Source organism: Mycolicibacterium gilvum (assembly GCF_900454025.1).
In the GTDB taxonomy this organism is placed as follows: domain Bacteria; phylum Actinomycetota; class Actinomycetes; order Mycobacteriales; family Mycobacteriaceae; genus Mycobacterium; species Mycobacterium gilvum.
Map to the genome: position 1 here is coordinate 2,772,314 of NZ_UGQM01000001.1, position 21,469 is coordinate 2,793,782.

The following is a 21,469-nucleotide window of genomic DNA, read 5'->3' on the forward strand; positions in this document are numbered from 1 at the left end:
GGTCACGCCGTCTTACGGAGTACGAGAAGCGAGCGCGGGTCGACCGAGATGGTCTGTCCGGCAACCACTGTGAGTGTGCTCTCGCCTTGTCGATCCGCGGTGTCGATCGCGCCGGCCCATTCGTTGGCGTAGTCGCCGTCCGGTGCCACGAACTCCAGCGGTTCGTCGTGGGCGTTGAAGCACAGCAGGAACGAATCGTCGGAGACGCGCTGCCCCCGCTCGTCGGGCGCGGGTATCGCCTCGCCGTTGAGGAAGACCGAGACACAGTCGAATCCCGACCCCCAGTCCTCGGAGGTCATCTCGCGTCCGGACGGGTTGAACCACGCGATGTCGCGGATCTGCTCACCGGTTCGCAACGGCTTCCCCTCGAAGAAGCGCCGGCGCCGGAACACCGGGTGCTTCTTGCGGAAGGACACCACCTTGCGGGTGAATTCCACGAGATCGGCGTTCTTTTCGCACAGCGACCAGTCCATCCAGGACAGCTCGGAGTCCTGGCAGTACACGTTGTTGTTGCCCTGCTGGGTGCGTCCCATCTCGTCGCCGTGCGCGATCATCGGGGTGCCCTGCGACAGCATCAGCGTGGCCAGGATGTTGCGCATCTGCTTGGCGCGCAACGCGGTGATGTCGGGGTCGTCGGTGGGTCCCTCGACTCCGCAGTTCCACGACCGGTTGTGGCTCTCGCCGTCCCGGTTGTCCTCGCCGTTGGCCTCGTTGTGTTTCTCGTTGTAGGAGACCAGGTCGTTGAGGGTGAAGCCGTCGTGGCACGTGACGAAGTTGATGCTGGCGCTGGGCCGTCGTCCCGTCGCCTCGTACAGATCCGACGACCCGGTCAAGCGGGACGCGAACTCACCTAGGGTTGCGGGCTCGCCCCGCCAGTAATCACGCACAGTGTCGCGATACTTCCCATTCCACTCGGTCCACAAACCTGGGAAATTGCCGACCTGATAACCACCTTCGCCGATGTCCCACGGTTCGGCGATCAGCTTCACCTGGCTGATGACGGGATCCTGCTGGATGATGTCGAAGAACGCGGACAACCGGTCGACGTCGTAGAACTCCCGGGCCAGCGTCGAGGCCAGGTCGAAGCGGAATCCGTCGACGTGCATGTCGAGCACCCAGTACCGCAGCGAGTCCATGATCAGCTGCAGGGTGTGGGGGTGGCGGGCGTTGAGGCTGTTGCCGGTTCCGGTGAAGTCCTTGTAGTAACGCAGGTCACCGTCGAGCAGCCGGTAGTACGCCGCGTTGTCTATTCCGCGGAAGTTCACGGTGGGTCCGAGATGGTTGCCCTCGGCGGTGTGGTTGTAGACCACATCCAGGATCACCTCGATCCCGGCCTCGTGGAATGCGCGCACCATCGTCTTGAACTCGGCGACCGCCCCGCCCGCGCTGCGGGTGGCGGCGTACTGGTTGTGCGGTGCGAAGAACCCGAAGGTGTTGTAGCCCCAGTAATTTCGCAGCCCGAGGTCGAGAAGGCGATGGTCGTGCATGAACTGATGGACGGGCATCAGCTCGATGGCCGTGACGTTCAGCGACTTCAGGTGGTCGATGATCACCGGGTGCCCGAGCCCGGCGTAGGTGCCGCGAAGCTCCTCCGGCACCCCCGGGTGGGTCTGCGTCATGCCCTTGACGTGCGCTTCGTAGATGACGGTCTCGTGGTAGGAGGTGCGCGGCGCGCGGTCGGAACCCCACTGGAAGAACGGGTTGATCACGACGCTGGTCATCGTGTGACCGAGCGAGTCGACGCGCGGCGGCACCCCGCCGGTGGCGAGGTCGTCGGCCTCCAGATCGTAGGAGTACAGGGCCTGGCCGAATTCGAAGTCGCCGTGGAAGGACTTGCCGTACGGGTCGAGCAACAGCTTGCTGGCGTCGCATCGATGTCCGGCGGCGGGGTCCCAGGGTCCGTGCACGCGGAACCCGTAGCGTTGTCCCGGGGTGATCGTCGGCAGGTAGCAGTGCCACACGAACCCGTCGACCTCGTCGAGGTCGATCCGCTCCTCGCGCCCGTCCTTGCCGATCAGGCACAACTCCACGCGCTCGGCGACCTCGGAGAAGACCGAGAAGTTCGTGCCCGCACCGTCATAGGTCGCACCGAGGGGGTACGGGGTTCCGGGCCAGACGGTGGGAACGGATGCCGGCTGGGCCGAGGACATCAGCTCGTCCACCAACCGGTGGCGGCGCCGATCTGGCGGCCGAGCTCACTGGTCATCGTGCGCATGTACGTCGACGAGATGTGATGAGCATCGTGATACATCAACACGTTTCCCTCCACAGCCCGGCAGTAGTCCTCGCGACACACCGCATCGCTCATGTCGAGCGGTTTGAGCAGCGGGAACCGTGTGACGTAGTCGAGCGTCGGGTTCCGGTCCGACAGTACTTTGGACCGTTCGATCCCGCAGGAGACGGGATCGCCGCCGTCGGCGAGGCAGTCGGACGGGAAGAACGGCTCGCCGTCCTCGTCGACCATCCACGGGGTGTCCCGCATCGCGAGCACCGGGATGCCGTGCTTCGAGAATTCCTTCCAGATGCCGAGATAACTCGACGGCATCACATCGCCGGGTCGGATGTTCCAGGGCCGGGTCGAGGTGGTGAACACGAAATCCGGTTTGTCGGCGATGATCCTCGGCAGCACGCGGTCGTTCCACTGCCGGCATTTGGGATACGGGTCGTTGTTGCCCATCACCAGCGGCACCTTCTCGGTGGTGAGCGGACAGCCCATCTTGAGGTAGGTGACGACCCTGAAATGGTGCATACGGCCGAGCAGATCGAGTGCGGTGATCCAGTGCTCGGCGTGCGAACCGCCGGCCAGCGCGATGGTCCGGGTCGCCGACTTGTCGCCGTAGGTGCAGTTGATGATCCCGATGTTGTCGAAGTCGCTGATGCAGCCGTCGATGGTGGACTCGGGGATGTCGTCCTTGGCTTCGAGCACCGTCGGACGCATTGGCACACTGGGCACCTTCGCGTCGTTGATCAGTGCCCGGGCGCCCGGGTAGTCCCGCAGTGGCAGCGTGGCCAGTTCGCCTCCGTTGGCGCGCAGGTCGGTGAGGTGTTCACGCCACGTGAACGACGTCGCCATCAGCGCCACACCGAGCAGCGCGACGGTCGAGCCGAGCACGATGGTCGGCCTGCGCAGAAGCCGCAGGGCCGTCGGGGACTTCGGTGCCGCCACCGCGGGTGCGTGCCCCGCGCGCAGGGGCTCCTCGACATAGCGGGTGGTCAGCCACGCGAGTATGCCGGACACCAGCAGGATCGCCGCACCCTCGACGAAGTTCACGCGGGTGCCGCCGGTGTAGGCGAGGTAGAAGATCAGCAACGGCCAGTGCCACAGATACAGCGAGTACGCCATCGCGCCCAGCGCCACGAACGGCCGGGTGGCCATCAATCGGTTGGGTGCGGGGATGCGGCCGCGCGTGTGCGGGTCGGCGTAGCGGTTGGCGGCCGAGAGGATGAACAGCAGGGTCGCGCCGACCGGGACCAGCGCCCACGGTCCGGGGAATTCGTGCACGCCGTCGATCAACGCCCCGCAGGACAGAATGGCGGCGAGCGCGACCACCGCGAGCACCGTGCGCAGCCACATCGGACAGCGCACATAGGGCACCAGCGCGCCCACCAGTGCACCGAGCAGCAGTTCCCACGCCCGGGCGAAGCTGTCGTAGTACGCGGTGGTCTGGTCGGTGTTGTGGGCGATGACCGCGTAGACGAACGACGCGACCGTCAGACCGGTGAGCAGCACGACGAACGCGGCGCGCGCGTGCCTGCCGAAGACGCGGCGGAAGACGAACGCGCACAGCAGGATCAGTGCCAGGAACGCGATGTAGAACTGACCCTGGACCGACATGGACCAGATGTGTTGCAACGGGCTGACGGTCTCGGCCGCGCGGAGGTAATCCGCGGCGGTGCGCGCGAGCTCCCAGTTCTGGTAGTAGCCGAGGCTGGCCAGGGACTGGTCTGCGAACGTCTCCCAGCGGGTCTCGGGCTGGATCAGGATCGTCAGTACCGCCGAGACGGCGAGCACCACCACGAGGGCGGGCAGCAGCCGCCGGACGAGCCGGGTGACCTCGGGTACCGGGCGCAGGGGCGCGCCGGGGGTGATCGCGTTGCGCAGGAGCCGTCCGCCGAAGAAGAATCCGGACAGCACCAGGAAGACGTCCACGCCGCCGGACACCCGTCCGAACCACACGTGGAACACCGCGACCAGCGCGATCGCGACGCCGCGAAGGCCGTCGAGGTCGTGGCGGTAGAAGCCTGAGCTGCGCGTTCCCATGCCGGAGGCCGGCGGTGCCGGGACAGGCGGGGTCAGGCCCGAAGCGGCAGGTCGGGCCGGCCGGGCGGGGGCGAGGGTCATCATGGTCGACGGTTAATCTACCGAAGGTGTCTGCGTTGAGGCCTGCCGAGATCAGCGCGATCGACGCCGCGCACATCTGGCACCCGTACAGCCCCATCGGCGACGGCGCCCTGGCTCCCGTGGTGGCGGTCGGCGCGCACGGGGCCCGGCTCACGCTCGTCCACGACGGCCGCGAGGTCGAGGTGCTCGACGCGATGGCCTCCTGGTGGACCGCCGTCCACGGCCACGGGCACCCGGTGCTGGACGCGGCGATCACCCGCCAGCTCGCCACGATGAACCACGTCATGTTCGGCGGGCTGACCCATGAGCCGGCGGCCCGGCTGGCCCAGCTGCTCGTCGAGGTGACGCCCGAGGCTCTGCAGACCGTGTTCTTCAGCGACTCCGGGTCGGTGTCGGTCGAGGTCGCGGTCAAGATGGCGCTGCAGTTCTGGCGCAGCAGCGGCCACCGCGCGAAGAGCCGCCTGATGACCTGGCGCGGCGGGTATCACGGCGACACCTTCACGCCGATGAGCGTGTGCGATCCGCAGGGCGGGATGCACGAGTTGTGGAGCGGGCGGAATTCCCTGCTCGCCGACCAGGTCTTCGCCGACCCGGTGCCCGCGGAGTACGACGCGGAGTACGTGCGTTCTTTCGGCGATCTCCTCGCCGCCCACGCGGACGAGCTCGCTGCGGTGATCGTCGAACCGGTGGTCCAGGGGGCAGGCGGGATGCGCTTTCACGACCCCCGGTACCTGCGTGACCTGCGACGGCTCTGCGACGAGCACGCGGTGCTGCTGATCTTCGACGAGATCGCCACCGGCTTCGGCAGGACCGGCGCGATGTTCGCCGCCGACCATGCCGGGGTGTGCCCCGACATCATGTGCGTCGGCAAGGCCCTGACGGGCGGGTACCTGACGTTGGCCGCAACTCTGTGTACCCGCGACGTGGCCGCGACGATCAGCAGCAATGAGCCCGGGGCCCTGATGCACGGCCCGACGTTCATGGCCAACGCGCTGGCCTGCGCGGTCAGCGTGGCGTCGGTGGAACTCCTGCTCGCTTCGGACTGGGAAGCGCAGGTGAGCTCGATCGAGGCCGGTCTGCGTGCCGGCCTCGAACCGGCGCGGGCGCTGCCGAACGTGGTCGACGTGCGGGTGCTCGGTGCGATCGGGGTGATCGAACTGGATGGGACCGTGGACCTCGGCATCGCCACCCCGGTGGCGATCGACCACGGCGTCTGGTTGCGGCCGTTCCGCAATCTGATCTACGTGATGCCGCCCTATATCTGTACGCCCGCCGAGATCGCGACGATCACCTCGGCGATGATCGAGGTCGCGCGTGCTCTAACCTGAACGGTGTTCAAGACTCACACTGAGCACCCAGGAGCACCGTGACCCGCGCCGGACTGTCCCCGCTGGCCTGGCTCGACGAGGTCGAGACCCAGCGCCGCGCCGCCGGGCTGCGCCGCTCGTTGCGCGCCCGCCCTCCGGTCGGCACCGTGCTGGACCTGGCCTCCAACGACTACCTCGGCCTGTCGCAGCACCCCCGTGTGATCGACGGCGGAGTCGCCGCGCTGCGCACCTGGGGCGCCGGCGCGACCGGATCACGACTGGTCACCGGCAACACCGAACTGCACGAACAGTTCGAGGACGCGCTGGCGTCGTTCGTCGGCGCCGATTCGGCGTTGGTGTTCTCGTCGGGCTACACCGCCAACCTCGGGGCGGTTGTCGCGCTGTCGGGTCCCGGCTCGCTGCTGGTCTCCGACGCCTACACCCATGCGTCGCTCGTGGACGCCTGCCGGCTCTCGCGGGCCCGGGTCGTCGTCACGCCGCACAACGATGTCGCCGCCGTCGCGCGCGCGCTGGCCACCCGGGACGAAGAGCGCGCCGTCGTCGTCACCGATTCGGTGTTCAGTGCCGACGGCGATCTCGCGCCCCTGCGCGAGCTGCACGACGCGTGCCGTCGGCACGGCGCGCTGATGATCGTCGACGAGGCCCACGGTCTGGGCGTGCGCGGCGACCGTGGCCGGGGCCTGCTCGACGAAGTGGGGCTCGCGGGCGCTCCCGACGTGGTCATGACGACCACGCTGTCCAAGGCGCTCGGAAGTCAGGGCGGCGTGGTGCTGGGCCCGGCGGCGGTGCGCGATCACCTGATCGACGCCGCCCGCCCCTTCATCTTCGACACGGGCCTCGCACCCGCCGCGGTCGGCGCCGCACACGCCGCGCTGCAGGTGCTCGTCGAGGAGCCGTGGCGGGCGCAGCGCGTCCTCGACCACGCCGCCACGCTGGCGCAGATCTGCGGTGTCGCCGACGTGCCGTCCTCGGCGGTGGTGTCGGTGATCCTCGGTGAACCCGAGGTCGCGCTCGCCGCGGCGACGGGCTGCCTCGAACGCGGGGTCCGGGTCGGTTGCTTCCGGCCGCCCACGGTGCCCGCGGGCACGTCACGGCTGCGGCTGACAGCCCGGGCATCGCTGTCCGACGACGAGATGGCACTCGCCCGTGAGGTTCTCACCGACGTACTGTCGCGCGCATGAGCATCCTGGTGGTGACCGGCACCGGCACCGGTATCGGCAAGACCGTCGTCACCGCCGCGCTGGCCTGTCACGCCCGGCTGGCCGGCCTCGACGTCGCGGTGTGCAAGCCGATCCAGACCGGCACCCAGGACGGTGACGACGACCTCGCGGTGGTGGCCCGGCTGGCCGGCGTCGAGGACCTGCACTCGCTGGCGAAGTTCCCCGAGCCGCTGGCACCGCTGGCCGCGGCTCACCGCGCCGGCGCCGACCTTCCGTCCCGTGCCGCACTCGACGACCTGATCGCCGCCGTCGACCGGCCGGGCCGGCTCACGCTCGTCGAAGGCGCCGGGGGACTGCTGGTCGAGATCGGCCGCGGCGGCGTCACCCTTCGTGATCTCGCCGAGGATCTGCGTGCCCCGGTGCTGACCGTCGTCGCGCCGGGACTCGGCACCCTCAACCACACCGTGCTGACGCTGGAGGCGCTGGCGCACAGGGACGTCCGCAGTGAGGGACTGGTGATCGGCTCGTGGCCCGCCCAGCCCGGCGTCGCGGAGATCGACAACCGCGACGCCCTCGCGCGGCTGGGGCCGGTGCGGGCCGCGCTGCCCGCAGGCGCCGGGACTCTGAGCGGCACGGATTTCGAGCGGCTCAGTGTGCAGGCGTTCGACGAGGCGTGGGTGCGGGGCCTGGTGGGCTGATGGTCCATTCGGTCGAGTTGCTGTTCGACGACGACACCGAGGCCGCCGTGCGGGGGGCGTGGGAGGACCTGGCGCAGGCGGGGATTCGCAGCCTGGCCGCCCACACGGCGGAGAGCAACCGCCCGCATGTCACCGTCTCGGTGGGCGACGAGCTCACCGGCGACGTGGATGCCGCGTTGCGGCCGGTGCTGGACCGGTTGCCGCTGCGCTGCGTGCTCGGCGCACCGTTGCTGTTCGGCGCCGGACGCGCGGTCACCCTGGTGCGGCTTGTGGTGCCGTCGGCCGAGCTGCTCGACCTGCACGCCGAGGTGCACCGGATCTGCCTGCCGTACATGTCGAAAGGCTCACTGCCGCACTCGGTCCCGGGGCAGTGGACGCCGCATGTGACACTCGCGCGCCGCGTCCCCTCCGGCCGGTTGCCCGCGGCGCTGGCGCTGCCGGCGGTGACGCGCGACCTCGCTGCCACCGCGGTGGGACTGCGGCACTGGGACGGCAACGCCAAGATCGTGCACCCGATCGGCTGACTTCGGCCTTCAGGAGCCGGTGCGACTGTGCGCGGCGATCCCGTCGGTGAGCAGCCGCAGACCGAACGCGAACCGCGCGTTCGGATCCTCGGTCCAGACGGTCTTGTCGACCTCGGCGCCCGCCGCGTCCCACTGCAGCCGGGACTGTTCGTCGGCGGTGAAACCGAGCACGTAGTAGATCACCGTGCGGGCCACCAGATCGGTGTGCTCGGGTGCCACGCCGGCATCGCCCGCCGCGGCGGCCAGCCGGGCCAGGACCGCGGTCATCACCTCGGACTGTCCCGCGGCCAGGCTCGCCGACACCAGCTCCGCACCGTCGGTATGTGACAGCAGCGCATCCCGCAACTGCGCGCACGTCGTGCGCACCCGTTCCGGCCAGTTGCCCGACGCCGGGGTCAGCGGCTGCAGGATCCGGTCGGCGACGGCACCGAGCAGCTGCTGCTTGTTCGCGAAATGCCAGTACAGCGCGCCCGCAGACACGTTCAGTTCACGGGCCAGGCGCCGCATGGACAGGTCGGCGATCCCGTAATCGTCCAGCAGGGACGTCGCCACATCGACCACGTCGCGTTTGGAGAGCTGCACACCTCTACCCTAACCTGAACGGTGTTCAAGAGTCGGCTCGGCCGACGTGTTCAAGAGTCGGCTCGGCCGACGTGTTCAAGAGTCGGCGAGGGAGACGGTGTGAGCGACATTCTGGCAGTGGCACGGGAACAGGTGCTCGAGCGCGGCGTGGGTCTCGACCAGGACCAGACCCTGCAGGTGCTGCAGCTGCCCGACGATCGGCTCGACGAACTCCTGGCGCTGGCCCACGAGGTCCGGATGGCGCACTGCGGCCCCGACGTCGAGGTCGAAGGCATCATCAGCCTCAAGACCGGCGGCTGCCCCGAGGACTGCCACTTCTGTTCGCAGTCAGGTCTTTTCGCGTCCCCGGTGCGCAGCGCGTGGCTCGACGTCCCGAGCCTGGTCGAAGCCGCCAAGCAGACCGCCAAGACCGGCGCGACCGAATTCTGCATCGTCGCCGCGGTGCGCGGGCCCGACGAGAGGCTGCTCGCGCAGGTCGCCGCCGGTATCGAGGCGATCCGCAACGAGGTCGACATCCAGATCGCCTGCTCGCTCGGCATGCTCACCCAGGACCAGGTCGAGCGGCTCTCGGCGATGGGTGTCCATCGCTACAACCACAACCTGGAGACCGCCCGATCGTTCTTCACCAACGTCGTCACCACACATTCGTGGGAAGAGCGTTGGGAGACACTGCAAATGGTGCGTGAGGCCGGTATGGAGGTCTGCTGCGGCGGGATCCTGGGCATGGGGGAGAGCCTCGAACAGCGCGCCGAGTTCGCTGCGAACCTCGCCGAGCTGGACCCGCACGAGGTGCCGCTGAACTTCCTCAACCCCCGCCCAGGCACACCGTTCGGCGACCTCGAGGTACTGCCGGCCACCGAGGCGCTCAAGGCGGTCGCCGCGTTCCGGCTCGCGTTGCCGCGCACGATGCTGCGTTTCGCCGGCGGACGCGAGATCACCCTCGGCGACCTCGGCGCCAAACAGGGCATCCTGGGCGGCATCAACGCCGTGATCGTCGGCAACTACCTGACCACGCTGGGCCGCCCGGCCGAGGCGGATCTGCAGCTGCTCGACGACCTGCAGATGCCGATCAAGGCCCTGAACGCGACGCTGTAGTCCGACGGCAGGGTAGAACCGATCAGGTGATGGTCACCGACAGCCCAGAGCTGCCCGCGCCCGTCGGCGCGGGCGCCTACAACGTCTACACCGGAGATCAGGCGGGCAGTGCGGTCCCGACCGCGGCCCAGCTGGGCCTCGAGCCGCCGCGGTTCTGCGCGGCCTGCGGACGGCGGATGATCGTGCAGGTGCGGCCCGACGGCTGGTGGGCGAAATGCTCCCGGCACGGCCTCGTCGATTCCACCGATCTGGACCTGTTCCGGTGACCGCGCCGATGCAGGCTCCGCGCGTGTCCCGCACGAGGGCGGCGCTGACCGTGGTGGCCGGGCTCGCAGCAGCCGGGGCGGTCGTCGGGGCGGCATGGGCATGGCTCGCCCCGCCGATCAAGGGCGTCATCGCGCTGACGCGCACCGGAGACCGCATCAAGGCGAGCATCGGCGCCGAGGCCGACAACTGGTTCACCTCCGCATTCCTGTTCGCGGGCATGCTCTCGGTGCTGGCGGTGGTCGCCGCAGTCGCGGTGTGGCAGTGGAGGTCTCACCGCGGGCCGGTGATGGCCGGGGCGCTCGCTGCGGGCTCGGTCGCGGCCGCCGCGAGCGCGGGGGGTGTCGGGGCGGCGCTCGCCCGGCTTCGCCACGGCGTCGTCGACGTCGCCGGCGCCCCGGTATCGGACGCGCAACGGGTGCACTACATCAGCGAGGCGCCGTCGGTGTTCTTCGGTCACTCGCCGTTTCAGATCGCGACCACGCTGCTGCTGCCGGCCGCGGTCGCCGCGACCGTGTATCTGCTTGCCGCAGTGGCGTGTACGCGCGACGACCTCGGAGGGTGGCCGCGGGTCGACTACTACGGACCTCCCGCAGGACTTCCCTCAGGACCTCCGGTGGGCCCGCCTACAGGTCGAATTGGGACAGCGGCTGGCGTTCCACCCGGCGTCCCAGGACCACCTTCGCCGTGATCTTGCCGAGGGTGAGCATGCCGCGGTAGGTCGACGGGTTCAGCAGTGTCGGCCACTTCGTCCGCGCGATGTGCGCGCTGATCGGCCTGCCCGCGAAGCGGTCTCTGAGCCAGCGCAAGGTCATCGGCGCCGACATCGGATGCAGCAACAGGTGTTCGCTGAACATGTCGCGGTGGTAGGTGACGCTGGCGCCGCCCGCGGTGTAGGTCTCGGTGAGCTCGTCGATGTCGTCGACGGAGATGATCCGGTCGTGGACGGCCTGCACGATCAACACCGGGACCTTGGGGGCGGACGTCCCGAGCTTGATGCTGTCGAAGACGTGCTGCACCTCGGGCGTCAGCAGGATCTCCTCCAGCGGCCGGTCGACCCAGTGGGCCATGTCCTTGCCGACCAGGCTGAGCATGGCGTGCGCGGTGGTCATCTTCTCGATCCGCGCGAGCATCGCCTTGCCCTCGACCGTGGCGTGCTGCTGGATGATCCGGTTCAGGTCGGGATAGACGTGGGTCAGCGCCGCCACCACCATCGCCGGCAGGCCCGAGTAGATGCTGCCGTTGAGGCGGCGGAACGCATGTCCGAGATCGCCGACGGGTGACCCCAGCACCGCGCCGACGACGTTGAGCTCCGGCGCGTAGCTGTCGTGGACCTCGGCGGCCCACGCCGAGGCCAGCCCGCCGCCGGAGTAGCCCCACAGGCCGACAGGGGCGTCCTCGGCCAGGCCCAGCGGGCGATGGTTGACCGCTGCGCGGATTCCGTCGAGAACGTGGTAGCCCGGTTCGAAGGGGGCGCCCCACATGCCGGTGGTGCCCTCGTGGTCGGGGACCGACACCGCCCAGCCCTCGGCCAGCGCGGCGGCGATGAGCAGGAATTCGAACTGTGCGACCGCGCCGAGTGCCTTGGCGCCGCGGCGCAGCGCGTAGGACGGGAAACAGCGGCCTGCCACGGCGTCGATCGCGCACTGGTAGGACACGATCGGCAGGGGGCGGCGGTCGGTCCGCTCTGTCGGCGCCAGCACGGTGGTGACGGTGGCCTGCGGTTGTCCGTAGAGGTCGGTGGTCCGGTACAGCAGCTGTGTGGCGCTGAATTTCTGCGGGATCAGGCCGAGAAACGCCAGCTCGACGTCGCGGGAGCGGAGCACGGTGCCGGGCCGGGCATGCTCGTAGCCCTCCGGGGGCTCGTAGAACGGGTCGTCGGCCGGGATGACCGGGCGCGTCCTGGGCCTGAGCTCTTCGTGTCGGGGCTGGCCGATCCATTCGGCACCCGTCGACCGTGCAACATTGCCCAAGTCCATCAGGGCATTGTTACTTAAGAGGGCTTTAAGAATCCAGTCGACTCACCCGGGCGGGCGCAATGCGGCGAATTCGTCGGTCACCCGGTATGCGGCTTCGGTGAAGCGATACAGGGCGGCGGGCCGACCCCCGCTGCGGCCCGACCTGGCCGTCGTGCCGGTACGCGTGATGACGTGGCGACGTTCGAGCACGCGCTGCAGGTTCGTCGCATCGACCGGGTGGCCGAGCGCGGCGCTGTAGATGTCGCGCAACGCCGACAGCGCGAATTCGTTGGGGGCCAGGGCGAAACCGATGTTGGTGTAGGAGAGCTTGGCCTCCAACCGGGTGCGGGCGTGCTCGACCATCGGTCCGTGATCGAACGCCATCGGGGGCAGATCGCTGACCGGATGCCAGCGGGTGTCGGGCGGCAGCTCCGGGGTCGCGGGGGAGGGGACGAGCCCCAGGAAGGTCGATGCGATGGTGCGGGGTCCGGGTACCCGGTGCGGATCGGAGAAGATGGCGAGTTGCTCCAGATGGGCGAGTTCGCGCAGGTCGACCTTCTCGGCGAGTTGGCGGCGCACCGAGCTCGTCAGATCCTCATCAGCACCCAGGCCGCCGCCCGGCAGAGCCCATTTCTCCTTCTCCGGCTCCAGCGCGCGCTGCCACAACAGCACGTGAAGTGCGGGTTTCCGCTTGGCGGTGGGTGATTCCGCGCGCCGCACCTGGAACACGACGGCGAGCACCTCGTGGTCGGTGCTAGTATGTGCCATGTTTTCGATTGTAAGTCGAAAACCTCGAGGAAGCGAAGGAGACGGCGATGACGGTTCTCGCTGGGACATTTGACGCCGCACTGGCAGACCGTGTCGTCGACGGCCCGGGTGGCTTCTCCGGCGTCGACGGCGACGCGGCGTGGGCCGACGAGGTCCGCCGCCTGCTGAAACTGCGCGGGGCGACGCTGCTGGCGCACAACTACCAGTTGCCCGAGATCCAGGACGTGGCCGATCACGTCGGGGACTCCCTGGCGCTGTCGCGGATCGCCGCCGAGGTTCCCGAGGACGCCATCGTGTTCGCCGGCGTGCACTTCATGGCCGAGACGGCGAAGATCCTCTCGCCCGAGAAGACGGTCCTCATCCCCGATCAGCGGGCGGGGTGCTCGCTGGCCGACTCCATCACCGCGGACGAACTGCGGGCGTGGAAGGCCGAGCATCCCGGCGCGGTCGTCGTCTCCTACGTCAACACCACCGCCGCGGTGAAGGCGGAGACCGACATCTGCTGCACCTCGTCGAACGCCGTCGAGGTCGTCGCATCCATCCCCGCGGACCGCGAGGTGCTGTTCTGCCCGGACCAGTTCCTGGGCGCCCACGTCCGCCGGATCACCGGACGCACGAACCTGCACGTCTGGGCGGGCGAATGCCACGTGCACGCCGGCATCAACGGCGACGAGCTGGCCGACCAGGCCAGGGCGCATCCCGACGCCGAACTGTACGTCCACCCCGAATGCGGCTGCGCCACCTCGGCCCTCTACCTGGCCGGTGAAGGTGCGTTCCCCGAAGACCGGGTGAAGATCCTATCCACCGGCGGCATGCTCGACGCCGCCCGCGAGACCGGAGCACGCCAGGTGCTGGTCGCCACCGAGGTCGGGATGCTGCACCAGTTGCGCAGGGCCGCACCCGATGTCGACTTCCGGGCGGTCAACGACCGAGCGTCGTGCCGGTACATGAAGATGATCACCCCGGCCGCGATGCTGCGCTGCCTCGTCGAGGGCGCCGACGAAGTGCACGTCGACCCGGACATGGCCGCGAAGGCCCGGTTGAGCGTGCAGCGGATGATCGAGATCGGGCAGCCCGGCGGCGGAGAATGACCGGGTGCGGCGGCGCAGGCGGGTGGCGCCGGCGCGCTGACGTCGTGATCGTCGGCACCGGCGTCGCGGGGCTGGCCGCCGCGCTCGCCGCGCACCGCCGCGGCCTGCGGGTGGTGCTGCTGAGCAAGGCCGCCGAGACCGCCACGTTCTACGCCCAGGGCGGTATCGCGGTCGTCCTTCCCGACGTGCTGCGCGACGGCGGCGACTCCGTCGACGCCCACGTGGCCGACACCCTCGCCGCCGGCGCAGGCCTGTGCGATCCCGCCGCCGTGCGCTCGATCGTCGCCGACGGCTTCGACGCCGTCACCGAATTGGTCGCCGCCGGAGCGCGATTCGACGAATCCGAGCCGGGCCGCTGGGCGCTGACCCGGGAGGGCGGGCACAGCCGGCGCCGCATCATCCACGCCGGGGGCGACGCCACCGGTGCCGAGGTGCAGAAGGCGCTCGACCTCGCGGCGGCGTCGCTGGACATCCGCCGCAACCACGTGGCGCTCGATCTGATCCTCGACGGCGGCGCGGTCGCCGGCGTCACCGTCCTCAGCGACGACGGTGTCGGCGCGGTGTACGCACCGTCGGTGATCCTGGCGACCGGTGGTCTCGGGCACCTCTACTCGGCCACGACCAATCCGGACGGTTCGACCGGCGACGGTGTGGCGCTCGCGATCTGGGCCGGGCTGCCGGTCGCCGACCTCGAGTTCATCCAGTTCCACCCGACGATGCTGTACGCGGGCGCCGGGATCGGGCGCCGACCGCTGATCACCGAGGCGCTGCGCGGTGAGGGCGCGAAACTCGTCGACCGCCAAGGGCGTTCGGTGACCGACGGCGTTCACCCGATGGGTGATCTGGCGCCGCGCGACGTGGTGGCCGCGGCGATCGAGGCGCGGCTGTCCGAGACGGGGGACGAGTGCGTCTACCTCGACGCCCGCGGCATCGCCGACTTCCCGACGCGTTTCCCGACGGTCACCGCGTCCTGCCTGGAAGCCGGCATCGATCCTGTGCGCCAGCCGATTCCGGTGGTGCCCGGTGCGCATTACAGCTGCGGCGGCGTGGTGACCGACGTCGACGGACGTACCGGTATCTCCGGGCTGTTCGCCGCCGGCGAGGTGGCGCGCACCGGTATGCACGGGGCCAACCGGTTGGCGTCCAACAGCCTGCTCGAAGGACTGGTGGTCGGACGGCGGGCCGGAACCGCGGCCGCCGAGCACGCCACGGTCGCTGGTCCGACGCGGATCGTCGATCCCGGACCGCAGGTCCGTCCCGCGCTGCCGCGTGCGGAACTGCAGGCGGCGATGACGCGGTACGCCTCGGTGGTGCGCACCGCCGACGGCCTGCACCGGATCCGGGATCTGGTCGGTACCGCCCCGGTGCGAAACCTCAGGAACCGCAACGACTTCGAGGATGCCGCCCTGACCGCGGTCGCCTCCGCGGTTGCCGACGCCGCGCTCGCGCGCACCGAGACCCGGGGCTGTCACCACCGCTCCGACCATCCATTGACCGATCCCGCGCAGGCCGTCAGCATCGCTTCCGGCCTCGCCCCAGCCACGGTGGGATGCTGATGACGTTCAGCGACTACGAACGCGCCGAAGCCCGGGCGGTGATCGCCCGCGCCCTGGAGGAGGACCTCCGGTACGGACCGGATGTCACGACGACGGCGACCGTCGGTGCCGACGCGTCGACGACCGGGTTGATGGTGCCGCGGGAGCCGGGCGTCCTCGCCGGCGGTGAGCTGGCGGTCATGGTGCTCGACGAGGTGATCGGGTCGGGCGCATACAGCGTCGAACAGTTGATCCCCGACGGCACCAGGATGGATGCCGGCACGGTGGCGTTGGCGGTCAAGGCGCCGACCCGCGGCCTGCTCACCGCCGAGCGCACGATGCTCAACCTGGTGTGTCACCTGTCCGGTATCGCGACCGCGACCGCGGCGTGGGTCGATGCCGTCTCCGGGACCGGGGCCCAGATCCGGGACACCCGCAAGACGCTGCCCGGTCTGCGTGCGCTGCAGAAGTACGCGGTCCGGGTCGGTGGCGGGGTCAACCACCGGATGGGCCTGGGCGACGCCGCGCTGATCAAGGACAACCACGTCGCGGCCGCCGGCTCGGTGGTGGCCGCGCTGCGCGAAGTACGGGCTGTGGCACCCGATCTGCCGTGTGAGGTCGAGGTCGACTCGCTCGAGCAACTCGACGAGGTTCTCACCGAGGGTGTGGAACTGGTGCTGCTCGACAACTTCCCGGTGTGGCAGACCCAGATCGCGGTACAGCGCCGCGACGCGCGGTCACCTCAGACCAAGCTCGAATCCTCCGGCGGCCTCGCACTGGAGAATGCCGCCGAGTACGCCGGCACCGGGGTGGACTACCTCGCCGTCGGTGCCCTGACCCACTCCGTGCGGGTGCTGGATCTCGGACTGGACCTCTAGCCCGTGAAGGCCGTGACCCTGGCGGCGGCGGTGCTGGCGCTCGGCATCGCCGTCTTCGCGCTGATCCGGACATTCGACGCCGAGCCCGACTACACCGAGGCCCAACGCGGTGACGCGAAAGCCGCGGTGTGCGCGGCGTTCGAGACCGTCCGCACCGGCGTCGCGACCAACACCAACGTGACGCCCCCGGGCGGGTCGGGAGACATCACCGGCGCGCTCGCGGTCGCGGCCAACGCCCGCGTCGCGCTGTTCGACGGCGGTCAGTACCTGCTGGCGAAGCTGGATCCGGCGACCCCGACCGATCTGGCCGCCGAGGTCCGCAGGTTCGCCAACCAGTTGATGGACATCGGGGCCGCGGCCACCGCCGGTGTTCCGAACACCGACGAGGTGCAGGCGGGCCGGCTCCAGGATGCCGAGGCCGTGAGCTCCGCCATCAGCGAACGCTGCGCTTAGGCGGCGGCCGGCCCGCGGCGCACCAGGGCCAGCACCACCGCGGCGGTCGCGAACAGCCCTGAGAAGACCCGGTTGAGCGTCGTCTGCTGTCTCGGCGTGCGCAGCCAGGTCAGCAGACGCACCGACAGCGCGGTGTAGAAGCCCATCACGACCATGTCGACCGCGACCATCGTCACGGCGATCGCCAGGTACTGGGCCAGAAGCGGCGCGGCCGGGTTCACGAACTGCGGCATCACCGCGAGGAAGAACAGCAGCCCCTTCGGATTGGTGGCATTGACCAGGAAGCCGCGCACCATCAGCGACACGCGGCCGCCGTCCATCCCGCGGTCCACCTGGCTGTGCAGGTCGACCGCGACGCTGCGCCACTGCCGCCACGCCAGGTAGGCGAGATAGGCGACGCCGAGCCACTTGATGACGGTGAACGCCAGCACCGAGTTCGCGACCGCCGCGCCGAGCCCGACGGCCACCAGGGTCAGCTGCAGCATCAGCCCGGCCTCCAGGCCGACGATGCTCCAGTACCCGCGTTTGACGCCGTGGGTGAGGCCGGTCGCCATCGACTGGATCGCCCCGGCGCCGGGCGACACCGCGATCACGACGGCTGCGCCGAAGAAGGCCAGCCACATCTGCCAGGTCATGGCGATGAGTGTTTCAGGTGAGGTCAAGCGATATCGGCGACGAACACCGCGATCTTCTTCGCCTGGCGGCGTGCGATCGCGGGAAGCGCGGTGACCCCGTCGCCGTTGGGCTCGATGCGCGGATTCACGATGTGCACTTGGTCACGGAAGAGTTGCACGTCGGCCTCGCCCGCGGCGAGGACGTTCTTGACCCAGTCGGTCTTGCCGTGCCCGAGGACGATCGCGAGCCGGCCATCCCCGCGGTACGCGGTCACGATGGTCTGATAGTCGCGTCCGGACGTCCGACCTCGGTGTTTGATGACCGAAATGCCGGGGACCTTGCCGGCCAGCGGCTTGATCACCGGGTTCATGTATTTGATCTGGATCCGGTCGAGCCACTCAGGGAACATCCGCGGCAAGTCGGACACGACGCCTCCAAATGGATTTGGCCTGCTCTGGGACAATGGACAGCGTGAATGTATCGCCAGCGCTCCTGCGGCGCATCGATCTGCGCGACACGGCGCTGTCGGCGGCCCGGCTGCGCACCGCGCTGCCTCGCGGCGGCGTCGACGTCGACGCCGTGGTGCCGAAGGTGCGACCCATCGTCGACGCGGTGGCCGCGCGCGGCGCCGACGCGGCGCTCGAGTACGGCGCCTCGTTCGACGGCGTGCGGCCCGACAGGGTTCGGGTGCCGTCGAACAAGCTGACCGAGGCGCTGGACACGCTCGACGACGACGTGCGCACCGCGCTCGAGGTCGCGATCGAGCGGACCCGCATCGTGCACGCCGACCAGCGCCGCACCGACACCACGACCACGCTGGCTCCGGGTGCGACGGTGACGGAGCGGTGGGTGCCCGTCGAGCGGGTCGGCCTGTACGTGCCGGGGGGCAATGCCGTCTACCCGTCCAGCGTCGTGATGAACGTCGTGCCCGCCCAGACCGCGGGCGTGGACTCGCTGGTGATCGCGAGCCCCCCGCAGAAGACGAACCCGGACCGGTTCGCCGGTCTGCCGCACCCGACCATCCTCGCCGCCGCCGCGCTGCTCGGCGTGGACGAGGTGTGGGCGGTCGGCGGCGCGCAGGCGGTCGCCCTGTTGGCCTACGGCGGCACCGACACCGACGGCGAGACCGAGCTGGCGCCGGTCGACATGATCACCGGTCCCGGCAACATCTACGTGACCGCCGCCAAGCGCATCTGCCGGTCGCAGGTCGGTATCGACGCCGAGGCGGGTCCGACCGAGATCGCGATCCTCGCCGATCACACCGCCGACCCGGTCCACGTCGCGGCCGATCTGATCAGCCAGGCCGAGCACGACGAGATGGCGGCCAGCGTCCTTGTCACCGACAGCACCGATCTCGCCGACGCCACCGACCGCGAGCTCGCGCTGCAACTGGAGACCACGGTGCACCGGGAGCGCGTCACCGCGGCGCTGCGCGGCCGGCAGTCGGCGATCGTGCTGGTCGACGACGTCGATGCCGGTGTGCGCACCGTGAACGCGTACGCCGCCGAGCACCTCGAGATCCAGACCGCCGACGCGGCTCAGGTGGCGAACCGGATCCGTTCGGCGGGCGCCATTTTCGTGGGTCCGTATTCGCCGGTGAGCCTCGGCGACTACTGCGCCGGGTCCAATCACGTGCTGCCCACCGCCGGCTGCGCACGCCACTCCAGTGGGCTGTCGGTGCAGACGTTCCTGCGCGGTATCCATGTCGTGGACTACACCGAGGCGGCCCTCAAGGACGTCTCGGGCTATGTGATCACGCTGGCCAACGCCGAGAACCTGCCGAGCCACGGGGAGGCCGTCCGGCGGAGGTTCGAGTCGTGACCGTTTTCGAAGCGGGCGGCCCGGGCTTCGGGGTCACCCTCGACGATCTGCCGCTGCGCGACGACCTACGGGGCAAGTCTCCCTACGGCGCACCGCAACTCGTGGTGCCGGTGCGGCTGAACACCAACGAGAATCCGCATCCGCCGACACAGGCGCTGATCGACGACGTCGCCCGGTCCGTGCGCGAGGTCGCGGGGGAGCTGCACCGCTATCCCGACCGGGACGCGGTTGCGCTGCGCACCGATCTGGCCGCATACCTCACCGCGCAGACCGGCAACCCGGTCGGCGTCGAGAATGTCTGGGCGGCAAACGGTTCCAACGAGATCCTGCAGCAGCTGTTGCAGGCGTTCGGCGGTCCGGGCCGTAGCGCCCTCGGTTTCGTGCCGTCCTATTCGATGCACCCGATCATCGCCGACGGCACCCAGACCCGATGGCTGGCGGCCAACCGGGCCGACGATTTCAGCCTCGACGCCGCCGCCGCGGCGACGGCGATCAAGGAGCACGCCCCCGACGTAGTGTTCGTGACGAGCCCGAACAACCCGACGGGGCAGAGCGTTTCGCTCGACGATCTGCGGGTTCTGCTCGACGCGCTGTCGTCGCAGAGCGGTGGCATCATGATCGTCGACGAGGCCTACGGCGAGTTCTCGTCGCAGCCCAGTGCGATCGCGCTGCTCGCGCAGTATCCGACGAGGCTCGTGGTCAGTCGCACGATGAGCAAGGCGTTCGCGTTCGCGGGCGGCCGGCTCGGCTACCTGGTCGCCGCACCCGCCGTCATCGACGCGATGCTGCTCGTCCGGCTGCCCTACCACCTGTCCTCGGTCACCCAGGCCGCCGCCCGCGCGGCGTTGCGCCATGCCGAGGAGACCCTGTCGAGCGTGGCAACCCTGGTCGCCGAGCGTGAACGCGTGTCGACCGCACTGACAGAACTGGGTTTCCGGGTGATCCCGAGCGATTCGAACTTCGTCCTGTTCGGCGAATTCGCCGACGCACCCGCGACGTGGCAGCGCTACCTCGACGAGGGCGTGTTGATCCGCGACGTCGGGATACCCGGATACCTGCGCACCACCATCGGCCTGGCCGACGAGAACGACGCGCTGCTGGCAGCCAGCGTCCGAATAGGAGCACCATGAGTCGTTTCGCGAAAGTCGAACGCAAGACCAAAGAGTCCGACATCGTCGTCGAGCTCGAACTCGACGGCACCGGACAGGTCAGCATCGACACCGGTGTGCCGTTCTTCGACCACATGCTGACCTCGCTCGGAACCCACGCCAGCTTCGACCTCACGGTGAAGGCGGTCGGCGACATCGAGATCGAGGGCCACCACACCATCGAGGACACGTCGATCGTGCTCGGCCAGGCGCTCGCGAAAGCGCTGGGTGACAAGAAGGGCATCCGCCGATTCGGCGACGCGTTCATCCCGATGGACGAATGCCTCGCGCACGCCGCGGTCGACGTCTCCGGCCGGCCGTACTTCGTGCACACCGGAGAGCCGGACTACATGGTGCAGTTCACGATCGCCGGGTCCGCGGCGCCGTATCACACGGTGGTCAACCGGCACGTGTTCGAGTCGCTGGCCTACAACGCCCGGATCGCCCTGCATGTCCGCACCCTCTACGGGCGCGACCCGCACCACATCACCGAGGCCGAGTACAAGGCCGTTGCGCGGGCACTTCGCCAGGCCGTCGAGTACGACCCGCGTGTGACCGGCGTTCCCTCCACCAAAGGCACTCTGTGACAAAGAAACTGGTCGTGCTCGATTACGGGTCGGGCAACCTGCGCTCGGCGCAGCGCGCACTGGAGCGTGTCGGCGCCGAGGTCGAGGTCACGGCCGACCCGGACGCCGCCGCCAACGCCGACGGGCTCGTCGTACCCGGGGTGGGCGCGTTCGAGGCGTGCATGACGGGGCTGCGCGGTATCGGCGGGGAGAAGATCATCGCCGACCGCCTGGCCGCGGGCCGGCCGGTGCTCGGTGTGTGCGTGGGCATGCAGATCCTGTTCGCGCGCGGCGTCGAGTTCGGGGTGGAGTCCACCGGGTGCGGCCAGTGGCCGGGCGCGGTGGTGCGACTCGATGCGCCGGTGGTGCCGCACATGGGCTGGAACGTCGTCGACGCACCGGCCTCCAGCGTGCTGTTCAAGGGCATGGACGCCGAGACCCGCTTCTACTTCGTGCACTCCTACGCCGCCCAGCAGTGGGAGGGTGATCCGTCGGCGCTGCTGACGTGGGCCACCCACCATGTGCCGTTTCTGGCCGCGGTCGAGAACGGACCGCTCTCGGCGACTCAGTTCCATCCCGAGAAGAGCGGCGACGCCGGCGCCGAATTACTGTCGAACTGGGTCGGGGCGCTAAGTTGACCAGC

General features: G+C 69.5%; 22 protein-coding genes. 15 read left to right on the forward strand and 7 right to left on the reverse strand.

Going from position 1 to position 21,469, the window contains the following annotated elements; all coding sequences use genetic code 11:
• Nucleotides 1-2: 2 nt before the first annotated feature.
• Nucleotides 3-2,150, reverse strand: a complete 2,148-nt coding sequence (glgX, locus tag DYE23_RS13190) for a glycogen debranching protein GlgX (RefSeq protein WP_115328954.1) — start codon at nucleotides 2,148-2,150, stop codon at nucleotides 3-5.
• Complete coding sequence (gene sucT / locus DYE23_RS13195) at nucleotides 2,150-4,345, reverse strand: acetyltransferase SucT (protein ID WP_172527770.1); 2,196 nt, start codon at nucleotides 4,343-4,345, stop codon at nucleotides 2,150-2,152. Before sucT ends, glgX begins: the two co-directional genes overlap by 1 nt.
• Nucleotides 4,346-4,368: 23 nt before the next feature.
• Between sucT and DYE23_RS13200 the strand changes: the two genes are divergently transcribed.
• Genes DYE23_RS13200 through DYE23_RS13215 form a run of 4 tightly spaced genes read left to right on the forward strand, consistent with a single transcriptional unit; the run spans nucleotide 4,369 to nucleotide 8,052 of the window.
• On the forward strand, nucleotides 4,369-5,670 hold the full coding sequence (locus DYE23_RS13200) for an adenosylmethionine--8-amino-7-oxononanoate transaminase (RefSeq protein WP_115327367.1): 1,302 nt from the start codon (nucleotides 4,369-4,371) through the stop codon (nucleotides 5,668-5,670).
• A 38-nt stretch (nucleotides 5,671-5,708) separates the two neighbouring features.
• Nucleotides 5,709-6,851, forward strand: a complete 1,143-nt coding sequence (locus DYE23_RS13205) for an 8-amino-7-oxononanoate synthase (protein WP_099961425.1) — start codon at nucleotides 5,709-5,711, stop codon at nucleotides 6,849-6,851.
• Entirely contained in the window at nucleotides 6,848-7,528 is a 681-nt protein-coding gene (gene bioD, locus DYE23_RS13210; protein ID WP_115327368.1) for a dethiobiotin synthase, read from the forward strand. The genes DYE23_RS13205 and bioD overlap by 4 nt, the downstream gene beginning before the upstream one ends.
• Entirely contained in the window at nucleotides 7,528-8,052 is a 525-nt protein-coding gene (locus DYE23_RS13215; RefSeq protein ID WP_115327369.1) for a 2'-5' RNA ligase family protein, read from the forward strand. Before bioD ends, DYE23_RS13215 begins: the two co-directional genes overlap by 1 nt.
• Before the next feature lie 9 nt (nucleotides 8,053-8,061).
• Here the strand turns inward: DYE23_RS13215 and DYE23_RS13220 are convergent, their stop codons facing one another.
• Complete coding sequence (locus DYE23_RS13220; protein WP_115327370.1) at nucleotides 8,062-8,634, reverse strand: TetR family transcriptional regulator; 573 nt, start codon at nucleotides 8,632-8,634, stop codon at nucleotides 8,062-8,064.
• Between the two features lie 99 nt (nucleotides 8,635-8,733).
• Here DYE23_RS13220 and bioB point away from each other — a divergent pair, with 99 nt between their 5' ends.
• From bioB to DYE23_RS13235, 3 genes are read left to right on the forward strand one after another with little or no spacing between them, the layout of a single operon-like run.
• The gene (gene bioB / locus DYE23_RS13225) at nucleotides 8,734-9,729 is read left to right on the forward strand and encodes a biotin synthase BioB (RefSeq protein WP_013471805.1); all 996 of its coding nucleotides are present in this window, start codon (nucleotides 8,734-8,736) and stop codon (nucleotides 9,727-9,729) included.
• A 29-nt stretch (nucleotides 9,730-9,758) separates the two neighbouring features.
• Nucleotides 9,759-9,995, forward strand: coding sequence for a biotin synthase auxiliary protein BsaP (gene bsaP, locus DYE23_RS13230; protein ID WP_041800782.1), 237 nt, complete (start codon nucleotides 9,759-9,761; stop codon nucleotides 9,993-9,995).
• A gap of 8 nt (nucleotides 9,996-10,003) precedes the next feature.
• Nucleotides 10,004-10,684 carry a DUF2567 domain-containing protein gene (locus tag DYE23_RS13235; RefSeq protein ID WP_115328956.1) on the forward strand — a complete coding sequence of 227 codons (681 nt, stop codon included), beginning with the start codon at nucleotides 10,004-10,006 and terminating at the stop codon, nucleotides 10,682-10,684.
• Here the strand turns inward: DYE23_RS13235 and DYE23_RS13240 are convergent.
• Complete coding sequence (locus DYE23_RS13240) at nucleotides 10,620-11,972, reverse strand: lipase family protein (RefSeq protein ID WP_011894478.1); 1,353 nt, start codon at nucleotides 11,970-11,972, stop codon at nucleotides 10,620-10,622. The genes DYE23_RS13235 and DYE23_RS13240 overlap by 65 nt on opposite strands.
• Before the next feature lie 42 nt (nucleotides 11,973-12,014).
• Complete coding sequence (locus DYE23_RS13245; RefSeq protein WP_174905248.1) at nucleotides 12,015-12,692, reverse strand: NUDIX hydrolase; 678 nt, start codon at nucleotides 12,690-12,692, stop codon at nucleotides 12,015-12,017.
• A gap of 74 nt (nucleotides 12,693-12,766) precedes the next feature.
• Here DYE23_RS13245 and nadA point away from each other — a divergent pair, with 74 nt between their 5' ends.
• The 4 genes from nadA to DYE23_RS13265 are packed head-to-tail and all read left to right on the forward strand — an operon-like array spanning nucleotide 12,767 to nucleotide 16,676.
• Nucleotides 12,767-13,810 (forward strand): quinolinate synthase NadA, encoded by a 1,044-nt coding sequence (gene nadA / locus DYE23_RS13250; protein ID WP_115327371.1) that lies wholly within the window; start codon nucleotides 12,767-12,769, stop codon nucleotides 13,808-13,810.
• Nucleotides 13,807-15,366 carry an L-aspartate oxidase gene (locus tag DYE23_RS13255; RefSeq protein WP_115327372.1) on the forward strand — a complete coding sequence of 520 codons (1,560 nt, stop codon included), beginning with the start codon at nucleotides 13,807-13,809 and terminating at the stop codon, nucleotides 15,364-15,366. Before nadA ends, DYE23_RS13255 begins: the two co-directional genes overlap by 4 nt.
• The gene (gene nadC, locus DYE23_RS13260) at nucleotides 15,366-16,223 is read left to right on the forward strand and encodes a carboxylating nicotinate-nucleotide diphosphorylase (RefSeq protein ID WP_115328957.1); all 858 of its coding nucleotides are present in this window, start codon (nucleotides 15,366-15,368) and stop codon (nucleotides 16,221-16,223) included. The genes DYE23_RS13255 and nadC overlap by 1 nt, the downstream gene beginning before the upstream one ends.
• Before the next feature lie 3 nt (nucleotides 16,224-16,226).
• Nucleotides 16,227-16,676 (forward strand): hypothetical protein, encoded by a 450-nt coding sequence (locus tag DYE23_RS13265; protein ID WP_115327373.1) that lies wholly within the window; start codon nucleotides 16,227-16,229, stop codon nucleotides 16,674-16,676.
• On the opposite strand, the gene DYE23_RS13270 is transcribed toward DYE23_RS13265, so the two are convergent.
• Together DYE23_RS13270 and DYE23_RS13275 are read right to left on the reverse strand one after the other, a co-directional pair.
• Nucleotides 16,673-17,311, reverse strand: coding sequence for a LysE family transporter (locus DYE23_RS13270; protein WP_115327374.1), 639 nt, complete (start codon nucleotides 17,309-17,311; stop codon nucleotides 16,673-16,675). The two genes, DYE23_RS13265 and DYE23_RS13270, sit on opposite strands and share 4 nt — an antisense overlap.
• A gap of 23 nt (nucleotides 17,312-17,334) precedes the next feature.
• Nucleotides 17,335-17,718, reverse strand: coding sequence for a nitroreductase family deazaflavin-dependent oxidoreductase (locus DYE23_RS13275; RefSeq protein ID WP_011894471.1), 384 nt, complete (start codon nucleotides 17,716-17,718; stop codon nucleotides 17,335-17,337).
• 35 nt (nucleotides 17,719-17,753) lie between these two features.
• Here DYE23_RS13275 and hisD point away from each other — a divergent pair, with 35 nt between their 5' ends.
• Genes hisD through hisH form a run of 4 tightly spaced genes read left to right on the forward strand, consistent with a single transcriptional unit; the run spans nucleotide 17,754 to nucleotide 21,464 of the window.
• Nucleotides 17,754-19,112, forward strand: coding sequence for a histidinol dehydrogenase (gene hisD / locus DYE23_RS13280; RefSeq protein WP_013471797.1), 1,359 nt, complete (start codon nucleotides 17,754-17,756; stop codon nucleotides 19,110-19,112).
• The gene (locus DYE23_RS13285; protein ID WP_115327375.1) at nucleotides 19,109-20,242 is read left to right on the forward strand and encodes a histidinol-phosphate transaminase; all 1,134 of its coding nucleotides are present in this window, start codon (nucleotides 19,109-19,111) and stop codon (nucleotides 20,240-20,242) included. The genes hisD and DYE23_RS13285 overlap by 4 nt, the downstream gene beginning before the upstream one ends.
• Complete coding sequence (gene hisB, locus DYE23_RS13290; RefSeq protein ID WP_115327376.1) at nucleotides 20,239-20,847, forward strand: imidazoleglycerol-phosphate dehydratase HisB; 609 nt, start codon at nucleotides 20,239-20,241, stop codon at nucleotides 20,845-20,847. The genes DYE23_RS13285 and hisB overlap by 4 nt, the downstream gene beginning before the upstream one ends.
• Nucleotides 20,844-21,464: an imidazole glycerol phosphate synthase subunit HisH gene (hisH, locus tag DYE23_RS13295; protein WP_115327377.1), complete on the forward strand. Its 621-nt coding sequence runs from the start codon at nucleotides 20,844-20,846 to the stop codon at nucleotides 21,462-21,464. The genes hisB and hisH overlap by 4 nt, the downstream gene beginning before the upstream one ends.
• Nucleotides 21,465-21,469 lie beyond the last annotated feature (5 nt).

Excerpts from the sequence above, each read along its gene's own strand:
- glgX (WP_115328954.1), bottom strand. The coding sequence starts at position 2,150 with ATGTCCTCGGCCCAGCCGGCATCCGTTCCCACCGTCTGGCCCGGAACC.
- sucT (WP_172527770.1), bottom strand. The coding sequence starts at position 4,345 with ATGATGACCCTCGCCCCCGCCCGGCCGGCCCGACCTGCCGCTTCGGGC.
- bioD (WP_115327368.1), top strand. The coding sequence starts at position 6,848 with ATGAGCATCCTGGTGGTGACCGGCACCGGCACCGGTATCGGCAAGACC.
- DYE23_RS13215 (WP_115327369.1), top strand. The coding sequence starts at position 7,528 with ATGGTCCATTCGGTCGAGTTGCTGTTCGACGACGACACCGAGGCCGCC.
- bsaP (WP_041800782.1), top strand. The coding sequence starts at position 9,759 with ATGGTCACCGACAGCCCAGAGCTGCCCGCGCCCGTCGGCGCGGGCGCC.
- DYE23_RS13235 (WP_115328956.1), top strand. The coding sequence starts at position 10,004 with ATGCAGGCTCCGCGCGTGTCCCGCACGAGGGCGGCGCTGACCGTGGTG.
- DYE23_RS13240 (WP_011894478.1), bottom strand. The coding sequence starts at position 11,972 with ATGGACTTGGGCAATGTTGCACGGTCGACGGGTGCCGAATGGATCGGC.
- nadA (WP_115327371.1), top strand. The coding sequence starts at position 12,767 with ATGACGGTTCTCGCTGGGACATTTGACGCCGCACTGGCAGACCGTGTC.
- DYE23_RS13255 (WP_115327372.1), top strand. The coding sequence starts at position 13,807 with ATGACCGGGTGCGGCGGCGCAGGCGGGTGGCGCCGGCGCGCTGACGTC.
- nadC (WP_115328957.1), top strand. The coding sequence starts at position 15,366 with ATGACGTTCAGCGACTACGAACGCGCCGAAGCCCGGGCGGTGATCGCC.
- DYE23_RS13270 (WP_115327374.1), bottom strand. The coding sequence starts at position 17,311 with ATGACCTGGCAGATGTGGCTGGCCTTCTTCGGCGCAGCCGTCGTGATC.
- hisD (WP_013471797.1), top strand. The coding sequence starts at position 17,754 with ATGGACAGCGTGAATGTATCGCCAGCGCTCCTGCGGCGCATCGATCTG.
- hisB (WP_115327376.1), top strand. The coding sequence starts at position 20,239 with ATGAGTCGTTTCGCGAAAGTCGAACGCAAGACCAAAGAGTCCGACATC.